A 13,994-nucleotide genomic window follows, 5' to 3' on the forward strand; every position below is an offset into this window, starting at 1 on the left:
CGGGGCCATCTCGTCTCGGCACAGGCCCGCAGATCGATCTTAGCCCACCGTGACATCCACCGCGAGCGCGCGCCAGCCGCTGTAGTCGTAGCCCCGGTGGTTCGGCTCGGTCACCTCTTCCTGGACCCTGCCTTCCGAATCGGTCGCCCGGCTGGTGATCACATAGGTTCCGGGCTGCAGATCCGCGGGGAGTACGAACGGGCGCCAAGCGAAGCGGCCGAGATCCGGCCCCAGGAAGCGCGCCTCTTGCCAAGTCTGCCCGCCGTCGGTCGAGACTTCTACGCTCTTCACCGCATTGATGCCGCCGAACGCGACGCCATGGATCTGGACCCGGCCCGTCTCGACGTCCATCAGAGGATGGGTCACCCAGGACTTTACCTTCATCTCCCACATGGACGGCTGATCGGGCGCACCCTCCACGCCGACCGGACGGACGCGGTAGCCTGTCCGCTGGATCGCGGCGTCGCTCTCGGTCTCAGTGAAGGCGACCTTCTTCACGTACTTGACGTGGTTGATGCCGTAATAGCCTGGGACGACCACGCGCAGCGGACCGCCATGCGCGCGCGGGACCGGCTCGCCGTTCATTTCCCAGGCGAGAATAGCGTTCTCCATCGCCGCCTCAACGGGAATGGAGCGCTCGACCACGATCGTCTTGGGATCGACGCCCTGAGGGACCGTCTCGCCGCCCGTGCTGGTCATGAACACGCGGCCGTCTTCGATTCCGCCGAGTTCCTCGACGATAGTCCGAACCGGGACACCGCTCCAAAGGAGGTTGCCGGCCGCGCCGACCATCCATTGCGTGCCGCTCGCCTCGTGATCGAAGTAGCCGCGGCCGTTCCCGGAGCATTGCAGCACGGTGGCGACCGTCTCGATGCCCAGTCCCTTGAGTTCGCCGACCGTGATGCTGCGCGGATTGCGGACGCCCTCGATCGAAACCTCCCAGGCGTCACGATTGGCGACGACCTCCTCGCCCGGTGGCGGAAGATTGTTACGGAGGTAGAGCTGGTCGCTCGACGTAATGCCGCTCGTGCCTATCGCTCCCCGTTCCGTCTCCACCGTGTTCTCGGTATGCACGATGACCGCATCCGGGTCCTTCCAGCTCACGACGTCCGGCAACGGCGTGGCATCTTGTGCGAAAGCCGGGAAACTGATCCCCGTTGCTCCGACCGTCGCAACCGCGCCTGCCGTTCCGGCGGCACCTACGAGAAAGTGTCGGCGGTGAATGCGTTGCGTCTGCATCATCAGGTTGCCTCCCATGTTCTTCGTCGCGCTCCCGACCCGGCACGTTCACGCCGGCACCGGTCCGTGCGCACCGCCGCCTGATGTCGGGAATAAAGAAAGAACCAGCCACAAAGCCGATTTGTTCCTCGACATGAAGGAACATTCGCCGTCAGGACCGCAATGTTGCCGCGACTTCAGGCAACGCGCGTGATGCCGGCAACACCCTTATCCACAGTCGGGATCGGAATGGGCGGCTGCGACGTTGCTCTTGCAGGCGTGATAGCGACCCCTCCGGAGAGGCCCCTCATGGAAACCAGCTTTGCCGAAAGCTTGAGCGCGATCAGCAGCTTTGTATGGGGGCCGGCGATGCTCGTTCTCCTGCTGGGAACAGGCATCTATCTAACTATCGGTCTCGGCCTGCTGCCGCAGCGCCGGCTAGGCTATGGCCTTCGCCTGCTGTTCGCACCCGCCGACAAGACTGCGACCGGCGAGATTCCGCCCTATCAGGCGCTGATGACCGCGCTCGCGGCGACGATCGGAACCGGGAATATCGCCGGCGTCGCCACGGCGATCCATCTCGGCGGACCAGGCGCGGTCTTCTGGATGTGGGTGACGGCGCTGGTCGGCATGGCCACGAAATATGCCGAGGCCGTACTCGCCGTCCGGTTCCGCGAGCAGGACGACCGGGGCGCCTATGTCGGCGGCCCCATGTACTACATCAAGAACGGCCTGAGTCGCCGCTGGAGATGGCTTGGCGCCGTCTTCGCCCTGTTCGCGGCGATCGCCGGGTTCGGCATCGGAAACACCGTTCAAGCCAACTCGGTCGCCGAGAGCCTGCAAAGCTCGTTCGGAATTCCGCACATGGCTTCCGGCCTGGTGCTGGCCGTGCTGGTCTTCCTCGTCATCATCGGCGGCATCAAGCGAATCGGCGAGGTCGCGGGGCGCCTCGTGCCCTTCATGGCGGTCGTCTATACGCTGGGCGCGCTCGTCATCGTCGTTCTCCAGATCGACGAGGTGCCCGCAGTCCTGGGCATGATCGTCAGGGACGCCTTCACCGGCACGGCCGCTGCCGGCGGCTTTGCGGGCGCGGGCTTTCTCATGGCGCTGCGGTTCGGCGTCGCCCGCGGCGTCTTCTCGAACGAAGCGGGGCTGGGAAGCGCGCCGATCGCCCATGCCGCGGCCCGGACGAACGATCCGGTCCGGCAGGGCGTCATCGCGATGCTGAGCCCCTTCTTCGATACGCTCATCGTCTGCACCATGACCGCGCTGGTGATACTCACGACCGGGGCCTGGACCAGCGGCGAGACCGGCGCCGACCTATCGGGCCTGGCCTTCGCCACGGGGCTGCCCGGGCCGGGAAACCTGATCGTGACCTTCGGGCTCGTCCTCTTCGCCTTCACGACCATTCTCGGCTGGAGCTATTACGGCGAGCGCAGCGCGGAATACCTCCTCGGCACGCGCGTGATCCTACCGTTCCGTCTGGTGTGGGTTGCTGCCGTGTTCGTCGGCGCGGTCGCCAATCTGGGCGTCGTCTGGCTGGTCGCCGACATCATGAATGCACTGATGGCGGTGCCGAACCTTGTCGCCCTTCTGCTGCTCAGCCCCGTGGTGTTTCAGCTGAGCCGCGCCCACTTCCAGCAGCGGGATTTGCATAATCGCCGATGACGCACGGGTGTCGGGGGCAGCCTCTCACTCGGCCGGAACCGCCCCGGCTCGCGGCCGAATCTCCCGTAGCGACTGGCGGACCACCTGGACGGAGGCGGAGAGCGCGAGCCCGGCCATGATTCCGGCCACCATCAGGTCCGGCCAGCCGGTGCCGGTGGCGAAGACTCCGGTCGCGGCCAGCAGGACCGCGAGATTGCCGATGGCGTCGTTGCGGCTGCACAGCCAAACCGACCGCCTGTTGCTGTCTCCGTCGCGGAAGGCGAACAGCATCGCCGCGACCGCAATGTTGGCGACCAGCGCCGCAAAGCCGACAACGCCCATTATCTCGGCCTCCGGGACCGTCGGAACGAAGGCTTGGTAGACTGCATTCCCCAGCACCCACAGTCCGAACAGGCCCATCGAGGCGCCCTTGAGCAGGGCCGCGGAGGCCCGCCAGCTGAGCGCCATGCCGAGGACGAAGAGACTGATGCCGTAATTGGCCGCGTCGCCGAGGAAGTCGAGCGCGTCGGCCTGGAGCGACAGGGAACCGGCGGCGAGTCCGGCGACGATCTCGACCAGGAACATGGCCGCATTGATGCCGAGCGCCGCCCAGAGGACCCGGCGATACCGCAGGTCCCGGACCGGGGATTGATCGGTCTTTGCGTGGCAGCAGCTTGCACTCATAGCTTAATCCTTGGTGCTAATCCTCGGACGGATGATCCGCCGGCTCGCCGACATGCGCCGCCATATCCTTGAGCACCCGGCGGATATGCTCGTCGGCCGCCTCATAGAACACGTGCCGCCCCTGCCGTTCGGCACGAAGGACGCGCGCGGCGCGCAGGAGCCGCAGATGATGGCTGACCAGCGACGGGGAGAGCTCCAGCGACCGGGCGATGTCGCCGACGGCGACCGGCTCATCCAAGCAGGCATAGATGATCCGGAGCCGGCTGGGGTCACCCATCAGCCGGAACATGTCCGCAAGCTGCGTCGCGTGGTCGTCGGATATGATTGAATCTAAAATCATATGAACAGGTATTCATATATGATGGATGACTCCGGTGGTCAAGAGGCAATGGCGCGCCCACAGCCTTTGGGCCCACAGCCTTTGGTATGAGGCCTTGTTCCGCTCGCGGCGGAACGCGAAAGTGTCAGGCTTGATTGGCGATAGGGAGCGTGGCCGATGTTCGAGGGGTTCGAGCTGTCGATGATCGACACCGGCGAAGCGGTGATCCGGACACGGCATGGCGGCAGCGGGCCACCGCTCCTGCTGCTCCACGGAAATCCCCAGACCCATGTGATCTGGCACAAGATCGCCCCGCGCCTGGCGCAGGACTTCACCGTGGTCGCGACGGATCTCCGGGGCTATGGCGACAGCAGCAAGCCGCCGACGACGCCGGACCATATGCCCTATTCGAAGCGGGCCATGGCGCGGGACCAAATCGAGGTCATGCGGCAGCTCGGGCATGAGCGCTTCTTCGTGGCCGGCCACGACCGCGGCGGCCGCTGCGCCTATCGCATGGCGCTCGATCACCCCGAACGCGTGCTCAAGCTCGCCGTGCTCGACATCGTGCCGACTGGCGAGACGTTCCGCCGCGCCGACATGGCCTTTGGGCTAGGCTATTGGCATTGGTTCTTCCTGGCGCAGCCTTTCGACCTGCCGGAACGGCTGATCGGGGCCGACCCGGACTACTACTGCCTGCGTGGCCGGCGCCACCTCTTCGACCCGGAGGCGCTGGAGGACTATCTCCGCTGCTTCCGCAATCCAGAAACGATCCACGCCATCTGCGAGGATTACCGGGCCGCGGCCACGGTCGATTTCGCGCTCGATGAGGCCGACCGCGGGGCGCGGCGCATCGCCTGCCCCGTGCTCGCCCTATGGGGCCGAGGCAACGAGCTCGACAGATGGTACGACGTGCCGGCGATCTGGCGCGACTGGGCGGACGACGTGCGCGGGCGCGCCCTCGACTGCGGCCATTACCTGCCCGAGGAGGCGCCCGACGAGACCTATGCGGAGTTCCATGCCTTCTTCACCTCCTGAGGAAGGCGTAAAAGGCGCGGGCCATTAAGCTGCGGGCAATTGAACTTAGGCTAATCTGTAGAGGGGGCCGGTAGCCTGGATCTTTTCGCCGCCGCCGACGCCCGCTCTCGTCCGCTTGTCGAGTAGCCCCGGTGCACCTAAAGGCTCTTCATCTGCCGCGATCGCTACGGCGTCGCACCCTCAATGACATCGACAAAATTTCAGTCCGACCATGTCGGATTGCGGAAGGTTCATTCGTCATATTGTCATCATTGACGAAAACGCACGATATATAGAGAGGAGAAATACCCGTGTTTCGCTCCGCCCTCATTGCCGCAGCCCTGCTTATCTCAGGCCCCGTGCTCGCCGAGTCCAAACCGGCCGGCGACCGCGTCGAGGTCAACCGCATGCAGATGTATTACGAGACGTCGGGTGAGGGCGATCCGCTGATCGTACTGCACGGTGCCTATATGAATATCCCGTCCATGGGCGCGATCATCCCCATGCTCGCGAAGACCCACAAAGTCTATGCGCTCGAACTGCAGGGCCACGGGCGCACCACCGATATCGACCGGCCGATCACCTATCCGAACCTGGCGGACGACGTCGCGGCCTTCATGGACACGGTCGGTCTCGAGAAGGCCGACGTGTTCGGCTACTCGATGGGCGCGGCCGCGGGGCTGCAACTCGCCATTCGCCACCCGGAGAAGGTGAACAAGCTCGTCGCTGCTTCGGTCTCCTACGATGCCAGCGGCTGGCAACCGGAGTTCCAGGCGTTCATTCCACAGATGACGGTGGAGATGTTCGTCAACATGCCGTTCGCCGAGGACTACCGCAAGCTCGCCGCCGATCCGGACGGTTTTCCCGCGCTGGTCGAGAAGCTGATCGCGCTCGAGCACGAGCCGATGGCGTGGGAAGATGACGTCAAGGCGCTGAAGACCCCGGTGCTGATCATCACTGGCGATGCCGACGTGACAACGCTCGAACATTCGGTTGCGATGTTCCGACTGCTCGGCGGCGGCGTCATGGGAGACATGGGCAAGCCGCTGCCGGCCTCGCGCCTGGCTGTCATGCCGGCGACCTCGCATACGGCGATCATCAAACAGCCCGACCTGCTGCATGCCTTCATCGAGCCTTTCTTGAAGGGCGAGACGCCGAAGGGGATGTTCGAGTAGGGCGCATATTGCGGCCGGCGTAGTCTCCCCCTTTGAGGGGGAGATGCACGGCAGAGCAAAGGGGTGTGAAGGACGCCTGCCTGTCCACCTGGCTCAGCACAACTCAAAGCACAATACGAGGGCGCGTGTTGCCTGGCAGGTCAGCGTAGTACGCAGCTAACGAGCCGTAGCTCGGCAGCTGCGTCCGCACATTGGCCTAATGGTCTGGTAGAAGGCGCCCCCTACTCCACCGTCACGCTCTTCGCCAGATTGCGGGGCTGGTCGACGTCGGTGCCCTTCGCAACGGCGGTGTGATAGGCCAGGAGCTGCACCGGGATCGCATAGAGGATCGGCGCGACGAAGGGATCGACCTTCGGCAGCTCGATGGCCGCAAAGGTCTTATCGCCGAGCTTCCTGAGCCCGTCCGCGTCCGACAGGAAGATCACGCGGCCGCCGCGGGCGATGACCTCCTGCAGATTGGAGGCGGTCTTGTCGAACAGCTCGTCGGACGGAGCCGCGACGATCACCGGCACGGCCTCGTCGATCAGCGCGATCGGCCCGTGCTTCATCTCGCCGGCGGCATAGCCTTCCGCATGGATGTAGGAGATCTCCTTCAGCTTCAGCGCGCCTTCGAGCGCGATCGGATAGCTGGTGCCGCGGCCAAGGAACAGCACATCGCGCGCCTCGGCCACCTGCAGGGCGATGTCGCGAATCGTCGCATCGTGGTTCAGCACTTCGGCCACCCGTGCCGGCACCTCGAGCAGCGCCGTCGACAGCTCTGCCTCGCGGGCATGATCGATCGCACCGCGCGCCCGGGCCGCGGCGACGACGACGCAGGCGAGCACGGTCAGTTGCGTGGTGAAGGCCTTGGTCGAGGCGACGCCGATCTCGGGGCCGGCCATTGTCGGCAGCACCACGTCTGATTCGCGCGCCATGGTGCTTTCCGGGGCGTTCAGCACCGAGACGATATGCTGCCCCTGCTCGCGCGCATAGCGCAGCGCAGCGAGCGTGTCCGCCGTCTCGCCCGACTGCGAGATCACGACGGTCACGCCGCCCTCCAGCATCGGTGCGGCGCGGTAGCGGAACTCGGAGGCGACGTCGATCTCGACCGGCAGGCGGGCGACCTGCTCGAACCAGTATTTCGCCACCATGCCCGCCAGATAGGCCGTGCCGCAGCCGAGGATGGTCACCTTCGGCACGGCGGCGAAGTCGAACGGGAGGTTCGGCAGCTCGAAGGTGCGGGCGAGCGGGTTCAGGAAGACCTGCAGCGTGTCGCCGATCACCGCCGGCTGCTCGCAGATCTCCTTCATCATGAAATGGCGGTGGTTGCCCTTGCCGATCAGCGCGCCGGACAGCGCCGTCTGCTTGATCTCGCGGGTCACCGCCTGACCGTTATTGTAGATCGCCGCGCCGTCGGCCGTAATAACCGCCCAGTCGTCCTCCTGCAGATAGCAGATCCGCTTCGTCAGCGGCGCGAGCGCGAGCGCGTCGGAGCCCAGATACATCTCGCCGTCGCCATAGCCGATGGCGAGCGGGCTGCCGCGCCGCGCGCCGATCATCAGCCCGTCGCGGCCGGCGAAGATGATCGCGAGCGAGAAGGCGCCGTGCAGCCGCGGGAGCGCGGCGGCAACCGCCTCCTCCGGCGTTTTCTGCTCGTCGAGATAGCGGGTCAGCAGATGCGCGACGATCTCGGTGTCGGTCTCGGTCTCGAATTTATGACCGAGCCCCTCCAGCTCCTCGCGCAGCTCCTGGAAGTTCTCGATGATACCGTTATGGACGACGGCGACGCGCGATGTCGCATGCGGATGGGCGTTCCGCTCCGTCGGCCGGCCATGAGTCGCCCAGCGGGTATGGCCGATTCCGGTGTTGCCGGACAGCGGGTCACGTTGCAGCAGCGTGTCGAGATTGGCGAGCTTCCCCTCCGCCCGCCGCCGGTCGATATGACCGTTGACCAGGGTCGCGATGCCCGCGGAGTCATAGCCGCGATATTCGAGCCGTTTCAGCCCGTCGAGCAGCAGCGGCGCAGCCGCCGCCTTCCCCAGAATGCCTATGATGCCGCACATCGCCGTCAGCCCTTCTTTCCGGTTGCGCCAGAACTCCGCTTCATCTCTTGCTTGTATTCACGAAACTTGCCAGCCCAGCCGGGCTTGTCGGTCTGCCGCCCGCGCGCGACCGCGAGCGCGTCGGCCGGCACGTCGCGGGTAATCACGCTGCCCGCGGCGACGAAGGCGCCGTCGCCGATCTGCAACGGCGAGACCAGCGTGCTGTTCGAGCCGATGAAGCTGCCGGCGCCGATTTCCGTTCGCGTCTTGTCGAATCCGTCATAGTTGCAGACGATCGTGCCAGCGCCGACATTCGAGGCGGCGCCGACCGACGCGTCGCCGATATAGGCCAAGTGATTGGCCTTCGCGCCCGCGCCCAGCCGTCCGTTCTTCACTTCGACAAAATTGCCGATATGCACCCGCGGGCCGAGCTCGGTTCCGGGGCGCAGCCGGGCGAAGGGGCCGATGATCGCACCGTCTTCGATCCGCGCGCCTTCAATGTGGCAGAAGGCGCGGATCTCGACCTCGTCGCCGATGGTGACGCCGGGGCCGAAGACCACGCTCGGCCCGATCACCACGTCGCGACCCAACCGGGTGTCGTGGCTGAAATAGACGGTGCGCGGGTCGATCAGCGTCGCGCCCTCAGCCATCGCCCGGGCGCGCATGCGGTCCTGAAACAGGGCCTCGGCCACGGCGAGCTCGACCCGGCTGTTGATGCCCATCAGCTCCTCGGCCGGCGCCTCAACCACGGCGCAGACGAGGCCGCGGGCCCGCGCGATCGCGATGATGTCGGTCAGGTAGTACTCACCCTTCGCGTTCGCGTTACCGACCTGATCGAGCAGGTCGAAGAGACGCCGGCCGTCGATCGCCATTACGCCGGAGTTGCAGAGATCGATCGCGCGCTGCGCCGGGTCGGCGTCGCGGAACTCGACGATCGCATCGAGCGTGCCGTCCCCGGCCAGGACGAGGCGGCCATATTCCGCAGGATCGTCGGGCCGCATGCCCAGTACGACCACCGCCGGATCGTCGGCGGCGCGGCGGCGATCCAGCAGGCGCTGCAGCGTCTCGGTCGAGATGAAGGGCGAGTCGCCATAGAGGACGAGGACATCGCCGGCGAACCCCGCAAGGGCGTTGCGCGCCGCCAGCACCGCATGAGCCGTGCCGAGCTGCTCGGCCTGAATTGCCGTCGGCGCGGGCGCCACCGCCCGGGCGACGCGATCCATTCCCGGCGCCACCACCACCACGGCCGGATCGCAGCCGAGCGGCGCCAGGCTGGCCAGCACATGGCCGATCATCGGCCGCCCGGCGATGGCATGCATCACCTTGGGCAGGCTCGATTTCATCCGGGTTCCCTTCCCGGCGGCAAGAATGACGGCGGCCGCGTTCGAATTGGTCATGGGGGATTCGGTCATGGATCGGTCTTCACTCACCTAAGAACGCTGCGGAAAGGACAATGTTGCAAAAACGCCGTCCCGCCAAGGGCCGCGCGGGGCAGCGAGGACTCGAAAGCGGCGGCTTCGACGGTAACGGGATGATAATTGCTCGAAAAGTGTTGATATTCGATTTGAATCAAATATGGACCGACCTCTCGCATTCAGCCGGATCGCGGTCATAGCCTCGAAAGATGGCCGAATTTGGCCCGATCCGCCGCGCGACCCACCGCCGGCCAGCGGCCATCCGGCAGCCGGCCGGAGCAGCAGTTGACAGCGGCAAGGCGCTGGCTATATGAGTGCCGTTCCCTGGTTCGGCCGTTCCCCCTCATGGGCGGCCCGGCGGGCGCGTAGCTCAGCGGGAGAGCACTCCCTTCACACGGGAGGGGTCACAAGTTCAATCCTTGTCGCGCCCACCATTCAAAGCCGCAGAAAACCTCGATTGGAGCATGATGCTCTTGAGTTGACCCGCACCCTGCGGCCTTGAAGGAGTTTGCGCGCTTCTGAGGTGTGAAGGTGTCGAGGATCTGGCCGACCAGCCAGCACGTCGAAGCAGACGCTGCTACGACTTCGCCGTGCCGCTGTCGACCACTTCGACCTCGTGGGTGATCTCCGCCGTCTTGGCGATCATCGCCGAAGCCGAGCAGTACTTGTCGGCCGAGAGCTGCACCGCGCGTTCCACCTTGGCGCGGTCGAGGCCGCGGCCGGTGACGCGGTAACGCATGCGCACGTGGGTGAAGACCTTGGGCTCGGTTTCGGCGCGGTCGGCCTCCAGCTCGACCACGCAATCCTCGACGGGTTCGCGCCCCTTCTCGAGAATATGGACCACGTCATAGGCGCTGCAGCCGCCAAGGCCGATAAGCACGAGCTCCATGGGCGAGGGAGCGATGCTGCCAGCCGCGGCACCGCCGCCCGAACCGAGCACGATGCTGTGGCCGGTGCCGGACTCACCCATGAAGATCCGGTTCTCAATCCATTTGATGCGCGCTTTCATGTCGCTGCTCCTCCAGTGTGCTGGGGCACGCCAGCGGTGCGCCAAAGCCACGGCGCAGCCGGTCGGCACGATAGCCAGCCATGAGGGCGGCGTCGAGCGGGCGGTTCAGTGCCCGTCCGCTCGAGCAGGCCGTCACAGGCTTGCACCGTCCACGAAGCGTGTATATGGTATGGACAATAGAATGATAAACAGATAGCGCGATAGAGGGGGCTCGATTGACCCTAACGCCGGAGGTTGTCGACAAGGCGGTTTTCGAAAGGGCAGTGGAGCATCTGCGCAAGGCGCAGGTGGCGCTCCCGACCTTCCGGGAGCTTGCGGAGCCGTCGCTGATTCCCGATTCGATCGCCACGTCGCTCGACCCGATAGATCCGGACGAGCCCCGGGCCGCCAATCTCTTCCGGGTGCATTGGTACAATGGCGCGCGCGGAAACACGCGCGGCCGGGCGGCCGTGCCCAGCCATATCGAGCTGCCTGCGTCGCTGACTGGGGTCAACGCGCGCATCGTCGTCGCGCTCGGCCGCTACTTCCCGATGATCGGCGCGCACAAGGTCCTTGCCGCCTATGGCTGCCTGACACCGCGCATCGTCACCGGCCGGTTCGACCCGGTCGCCCACCGCGCCGTCTGGCCGTCGACCGGAAACTATTGCCGCGGCGGCGTCGCGATCTCGCGCATCCTCGGCTGCCACGGCGTCGCCGTCCTGCCCGCCGGCATGAGCCGCGAGCGGTTCGACTGGCTGCAGCGTTGGGCCGCCTCCCCCGACGATATCGTCCGGACGCCGGGATCGGAGAGCAACGTCAAGGAGATCTACGACAAGTGCGCGGAGCTCGCGCGCGATCCCGCCAACGCCATCCTCAACCAGTTCTCCGAGTTCGGGAACTACATCGCCCATTACCACTGCACCGGGCGGGCGCTGCAGAGCGTCTTTGAGCATATCCGCGGCGGCGACCGGGAGCTGCGCCTCGCGGCCTTCGTCTCGGCGACCGGCTCGGCCGGCACGATCGCCGCCGGCGATTACCTGAAGTCGGTCTACGGCACGAAGATCGTGGCGGTCGAGGCCGCCGAATGCCCGACCATGCTCTGCAACGGCTATGGCGAGCACAACATCCAGGGGATCGGCGACAAGCATATTCCGCTGATCCACAATGTGATGAACACCGATCTCGTCGCCGGCGTGTCGGATCGCAGCACCGACGCGCTCGACGTCCTGTTCAACACGGACGTAGGTCAGAAATACCTCGCGACCCGGCAGAAGATCGACCCGGCCGTCCTTGCCGCGCTCGACGGGCTGGGGCTGTCCGGCATCGCCAACGTTCTCGGCGCGATCAAGACCGCCAAGCGCCTGGAGCTGACCGAGGCGGACGTGATCGTGACCGTCGCGACCGACAGCGCGGAACTCTATGCCAGCGAGCGCGCGGAGCATCAGGCGCGCCACTTCCCCGAGGGCTTCGACGAGATCCATGCGGCGGAGGTGTTCGCCCGGCATATGCAGGCCGTAACCGACGACCGGCTGATCGAGCTCAGCCATATCGAGCGACGAAGGATCTTCAATCTCGGCTACTACACCTGGGTCGAGCAGCAGGGCGTTCCGCTCGAGGACTTCGACCGTCGGCAAGACCAGGCGTTCTGGCGCGGCCTGCAGGAATCCGTCACGGCCTGGGACCGGCTGATCGAAGACTTCAATCAGCGCACCGGCGTCAACAGGCCCGCATAGAGACTCGGAGAGGAATAGTGACCCAGACCTACCTTGAACTTCGGCGCAAGACGGAGGAACGGGACAGAAGCCTCCACGAGAAGGTCGTTTCGCTCGAAGAGGCCGCGAAGCTGATCAAGGATGGCGAGACGCTCGGCATCGGCGGCAGCACCTTGTCACGGACGCCGATGGCGATGATCTGGGCCCTGATCCGCGCCGGCCGCAAGAACCTTTCCTGCTCGCGCAGCATCGTCTCCAGCGAAGGCGAGCTGCTGTTCGCGTCGGGCGCCAGCGACCACATCCTGACGAGCTGGTTCAGCCAAGGCATCGTCTGGGGCGTCTCCAAGGTGATGCGGCACTACACCGAGTCGCGGAAGGCGCGGTTCGAGGAATGGAGCCATATGGCCGTCGGCCTGCGCTTCCGCGCCGGCGCGATGGGCGTGCCCTTCCTGCCGATGCGTTCCATGCTGGGCTCCGACGTGATCCGCCGGCTCGAGGACGTCCGCGAGGTCGACTGCCCCTTCACCGGCGAGAAGGTGGTGCTTGTCCCCGCCCTGAATCCAGAGGTCGCGATCATCCACGTCCAGCGCTGCGACCCCTACGGCAACGCCCAGATGGACGGCCTGTCCTTCATGGACATCGATCTGGCGATGGCGGCGAACCGGGTCATTTTGACGACCGAGCGCATCGTCACGAACGAGCAGATCCGCCGCGCGCCCGACCAGACGAAGATCCCGTTCTTCGCCGTCGAGGCCGTCGTCGAGGTGCCGTTCGGCTGCGCGCCGCATGAGTGCTACGGCGTCTACGAGCCGCTCTTCAAGCATCTCGATTCCTATGCCGCCGCCATCAAGAAGGACCCGGAAGCGGCGATGAAGCAGTATCTCGACCGCTATTTCCATGGCCCAAAATCCTGGACCGAGTATCTCGAGCTGCTAGGGCTCGAGGAACTGTTGGACGCCGCCCGCCGCGGGAGAAGCATCTATGACGACTGAGACGACTCCATCCTACACGGCGAGCGAGCTGCTCGCCGTGATGAGCGGACGCATCCTCACCGACGGGCAGGTGGTGTTCGCGGGAGTCGGCATTCCGCTGCTCGCCGCCACGCTCGCCCAGCGCCTGCATGGTCCGGGCCTCACGATCCTGTTCGAAGGCGGTACCATCGGCGCGTTCGTCAAGCCCGGCGAGCTGCCGCCCTCGACCAACGAGCAGCGCTGCACCCGGCGAGCCAACATGCTGCTCGGCAGCACCGACGTGCTGCTGCTCCTGCAGCGCGGCTATGTCGATGTCGGCTTCATGGGCGGCGCGCAGATCGATCAGTACGGCAATCTGAACAGCTCCTATATCGGCGATCCCGACAACCCGACCACCCGGCTTCCGGGGACCGGCGGCGGCAACGACATCTCGAGCCTGACCCAGATGATCGTCGCGATGAAGCATGAGAAGCGCCGCTTCGTCGAGACCGTGGATTTCGTCACCAGCCCCGGCTTCCTTCGCGGCCGCACCAGCCGCCGGGACAGCGGCCTCGTCGCCGGTGGCATGCACCGGGTGGTGACCGATCTCGCGATCCTGGGGTTCGACGAGGAAGCGCGGCGTATGAAGGTCCTCGCGCTTCATCCCGGCGTCACCGCGGATCAGGTCCAGGAGAACACCGGCTTCGAGCTTCTGATCGACCCGCAGGTCCGGGTCACCGAGCCGCCGACGGAGAAGGAGCTCGCGGTCCTGCGGCACCTCGACCCGGACCGGCTCTACATTGCGTAACCCCCCTCCTCCACAAGGGGAGAGGGAAGAAACACCAACTCGA

Annotated in this window: 12 protein-coding genes and 1 tRNA gene; 7 read left to right on the plus strand and 6 right to left on the minus strand. The window is 65.7% G+C overall.

Annotated elements, in window-relative coordinates; genetic code table 11:
* Positions 1-39: 39 nt before the first annotated feature.
* A complete protein-coding gene (gene sorT, locus DT069_RS09050) occupies positions 40-1,242 on the minus strand; it encodes a SorT family sulfite dehydrogenase catalytic subunit (protein ID WP_119460136.1) in 1,203 nt (400 codons plus the stop codon).
* A 285-nt stretch (positions 1,243-1,527) separates the two neighbouring features.
* Between sorT and DT069_RS09055 the strand changes: the two genes are divergently transcribed.
* Positions 1,528-2,886 (plus strand): alanine/glycine:cation symporter family protein, encoded by a 1,359-nt coding sequence (locus DT069_RS09055; RefSeq protein WP_119459971.1) that lies wholly within the window; start codon positions 1,528-1,530, stop codon positions 2,884-2,886.
* A 24-nt stretch (positions 2,887-2,910) separates the two neighbouring features.
* On the opposite strand, the gene DT069_RS09060 is transcribed toward DT069_RS09055, so the two are convergent.
* Both DT069_RS09060 and DT069_RS09065 read right to left on the minus strand, forming a co-directional pair.
* Positions 2,911-3,549, minus strand: a complete 639-nt coding sequence (locus tag DT069_RS09060) for a cation efflux transmembrane domain-containing protein (RefSeq protein WP_119459972.1) — start codon at positions 3,547-3,549, stop codon at positions 2,911-2,913.
* A gap of 16 nt (positions 3,550-3,565) precedes the next feature.
* Positions 3,566-3,889, minus strand: coding sequence for an ArsR/SmtB family transcription factor (locus tag DT069_RS09065; RefSeq protein WP_119459973.1), 324 nt, complete (start codon positions 3,887-3,889; stop codon positions 3,566-3,568).
* A gap of 156 nt (positions 3,890-4,045) precedes the next feature.
* Here DT069_RS09065 and DT069_RS09070 point away from each other — a divergent pair, with 156 nt between their 5' ends.
* Together DT069_RS09070 and DT069_RS09075 are read left to right on the plus strand one after the other, a co-directional pair.
* On the plus strand, positions 4,046-4,903 hold the full coding sequence (locus tag DT069_RS09070; RefSeq protein ID WP_119459974.1) for an alpha/beta fold hydrolase: 858 nt from the start codon (positions 4,046-4,048) through the stop codon (positions 4,901-4,903).
* A 290-nt stretch (positions 4,904-5,193) separates the two neighbouring features.
* Positions 5,194-6,057 (plus strand): alpha/beta fold hydrolase, encoded by an 864-nt coding sequence (locus DT069_RS09075; protein ID WP_119459975.1) that lies wholly within the window; start codon positions 5,194-5,196, stop codon positions 6,055-6,057.
* A 221-nt stretch (positions 6,058-6,278) separates the two neighbouring features.
* On the opposite strand, the gene glmS is transcribed toward DT069_RS09075, so the two are convergent.
* Together glmS and glmU are read right to left on the minus strand one after the other, a co-directional pair.
* Entirely contained in the window at positions 6,279-8,099 is a 1,821-nt protein-coding gene (gene glmS, locus DT069_RS09080; protein ID WP_119459976.1) for a glutamine--fructose-6-phosphate transaminase (isomerizing), read from the minus strand.
* Between the two features lie 5 nt (positions 8,100-8,104).
* A complete protein-coding gene (gene glmU / locus DT069_RS09085; RefSeq protein WP_119460137.1) occupies positions 8,105-9,475 on the minus strand; it encodes a bifunctional UDP-N-acetylglucosamine diphosphorylase/glucosamine-1-phosphate N-acetyltransferase GlmU in 1,371 nt (456 codons plus the stop codon).
* A 377-nt stretch (positions 9,476-9,852) separates the two neighbouring features.
* On the opposite strand from glmU, the gene DT069_RS09090 reads away from it, so the two are divergent.
* A tRNA-Val gene (locus tag DT069_RS09090) sits at positions 9,853-9,927 on the plus strand.
* A 143-nt stretch (positions 9,928-10,070) separates the two neighbouring features.
* Here the strand turns inward: DT069_RS09090 and DT069_RS09095 are convergent.
* Positions 10,071-10,502: an OsmC family protein gene (locus DT069_RS09095; protein WP_119459977.1), complete on the minus strand. Its 432-nt coding sequence runs from the start codon at positions 10,500-10,502 to the stop codon at positions 10,071-10,073.
* Positions 10,503-10,717: 215 nt separating this feature from the next.
* Between DT069_RS09095 and DT069_RS09100 the strand changes: the two genes are divergently transcribed.
* From DT069_RS09100 to DT069_RS09110, 3 genes are read left to right on the plus strand one after another with little or no spacing between them, the layout of a single operon-like run.
* Entirely contained in the window at positions 10,718-12,214 is a 1,497-nt protein-coding gene (locus DT069_RS09100) for a pyridoxal-phosphate dependent enzyme (protein WP_119459978.1), read from the plus strand.
* Between the two features lie 17 nt (positions 12,215-12,231).
* Positions 12,232-13,185 (plus strand): CoA transferase subunit A, encoded by a 954-nt coding sequence (locus DT069_RS09105; protein ID WP_425450115.1) that lies wholly within the window; start codon positions 12,232-12,234, stop codon positions 13,183-13,185.
* Entirely contained in the window at positions 13,175-13,951 is a 777-nt protein-coding gene (locus DT069_RS09110) for a CoA-transferase subunit beta (protein WP_119459979.1), read from the plus strand. The genes DT069_RS09105 and DT069_RS09110 overlap by 11 nt, the downstream gene beginning before the upstream one ends.
* Positions 13,952-13,994: the final 43 nt, after the last annotated feature.

It is taken from the genome of Virgifigura deserti, from assembly GCA_003576685.1.
Taxonomy (GTDB): domain Bacteria; phylum Pseudomonadota; class Alphaproteobacteria; order Dongiales; family Dongiaceae; genus Virgifigura; species Virgifigura deserti.

Coding starts and splice junctions, on each gene's coding strand:
- DT069_RS09110 (WP_119459979.1), top strand. CDS start 13,175: ATGACGACTGAGACGACTCCATCCTACACGGCGAGCGAGCTGCTCGCC.
- DT069_RS09055 (WP_119459971.1), top strand. CDS start 1,528: ATGGAAACCAGCTTTGCCGAAAGCTTGAGCGCGATCAGCAGCTTTGTA.
- glmU (WP_119460137.1), bottom strand. CDS start 9,475: ATGACCAATTCGAACGCGGCCGCCGTCATTCTTGCCGCCGGGAAGGGA.
- DT069_RS09065 (WP_119459973.1), bottom strand. CDS start 3,889: ATGATTTTAGATTCAATCATATCCGACGACCACGCGACGCAGCTTGCG.
- DT069_RS09070 (WP_119459974.1), top strand. CDS start 4,046: ATGTTCGAGGGGTTCGAGCTGTCGATGATCGACACCGGCGAAGCGGTG.
- DT069_RS09095 (WP_119459977.1), bottom strand. CDS start 10,502: ATGAAAGCGCGCATCAAATGGATTGAGAACCGGATCTTCATGGGTGAG.
- glmS (WP_119459976.1), bottom strand. CDS start 8,099: ATGTGCGGCATCATAGGCATTCTGGGGAAGGCGGCGGCTGCGCCGCTG.
- sorT (WP_119460136.1), bottom strand. CDS start 1,242: ATGATGCAGACGCAACGCATTCACCGCCGACACTTTCTCGTAGGTGCC.
- DT069_RS09060 (WP_119459972.1), bottom strand. CDS start 3,549: ATGAGTGCAAGCTGCTGCCACGCAAAGACCGATCAATCCCCGGTCCGG.